The 1205-nt window shown below is 76.9% G+C and carries 2 protein-coding genes; both read right to left on the bottom strand.

Features of this window, described 5'->3' with window-relative positions; translation table 11 throughout:
- Positions 1 to 192 precede the first annotated feature (192 nt).
- The gene (locus tag EF918_RS38860; protein ID WP_260611016.1) at positions 193 to 1020 is read right to left on the bottom strand and encodes an RNA polymerase sigma factor; all 828 of its coding nucleotides are present in this window, start codon (positions 1018 to 1020) and stop codon (positions 193 to 195) included.
- A gap of 22 nt (positions 1021 to 1042) precedes the next feature.
- On the bottom strand, positions 1043 to 1205 hold a 163-nt coding region (locus tag EF918_RS35920), incomplete at its 5' end, for an LAETG motif-containing sortase-dependent surface protein (protein ID WP_125652999.1).

The raw sequence follows: 1205 nt of genomic DNA, 5'->3' as shown, positions 1-1205 counted from the left end.
AGGCGCCAACGGTCCTGCAGACATGGGGGGTTCGATGGATCCGGAGATCGCGGCACTGGCTACCACGGCGGGGAGCACCCTGGTCGGCCTGATGACCACCGAAGCCTGGCAGAGCGCCCGCCAGGGCCGCGCGCAGACGGTGCTCGACCGGGCGTTCCTCCGTCCGAGGGTCGCTCGGGGACGACTCGGGGGTCATATCCGGCCCTCCAGGATCCTTTCCAGCGCGTCCAGTGCGCGACTCGCGTTCGACTTCACCGCGCCGCGGCTGATGCCGAGGGTGGTGGCGATCTCCGCCTCGCTGAGGTCCGCCCAGTAGCGCAGCACCAGCACCTGGCGGCGGCGCGGGGTGAGCCGGCCGAGCGCGGCCAGCACCTCGCGGTGGGCCTCGTCCAGGACCACGGAGTCCTCGGCGGACGGGACCTCGCCGGCGGGCGGCGGGGTCCAGCCGCGGACGGTCCGGCGGCGGCGCAGGACCGAGCGGGAGGTGTTGACGACGGCGGTCCGCAGGTAGCCGAGGGCGTTGTCCACCTCCGCTATGTGCTCGCCGTGGCGGCGGTAGAGCGCGGTGAACGCGTCCTGCACCACGTCCTCGGCGGTCGCCAGGTCGTCCACGAGCAGTACCGCGAGGCGGACCATGCGCAGCCGGTGGGCGTGGTAGAGCTCGCTGACGGTCGGCGGCCGGTCGCCGAGGGCGGTGCCGGTACCGGGGCCGGCCCCCGGGCCCGAGCCGATGCCGGCGCCCGGCGCGGCGCCGTACGGGGAGGGCGTGTACGGGGACGGGGCGTACGGGCGGGCGCCGTCGGCCTGTTCGGCCCGGGCGGCGTGGACGAGCCGGGCGGCCGGGGCGGCCTGGGCGGCCTGGGCGGCGTACGGGTGCCGGGCCGCGGCCGGCCGCCGCACGGCGGCGGCGGACCGGGCGCGGCGCAGCAGCCCGCGCAGCAGGTCCCACCCTGTACGGCGCCGGCCGTACAGGAGCGGGACCGCGAGCGGCGCGAGCTGCTGGGCTACGGGGTGGAGCACGAGATTCCTCGGGTGGAGCACGTCAGCGGGCCGCGCGGCGCCGCACGGCGAAGAGGGTGCCGGCACCGCCCGCGATAAGCAGCGCGGCTCCGGCCCCGAGGGCGGCGTTGGTCGCGTTCGAGGAGCCAGTATGGGCGAGCTCGCCTGCGGCGGGCGCACCGGGGGCGGAGCCGCGCTGCTTATCG

Source organism: Streptomyces sp. WAC06614, assembly GCF_003949795.1.
GTDB lineage: Bacteria > Actinomycetota > Actinomycetes > Streptomycetales > Streptomycetaceae > Streptomyces.
This window is presented reverse-complemented; position numbering and strand designations above follow the sequence as displayed.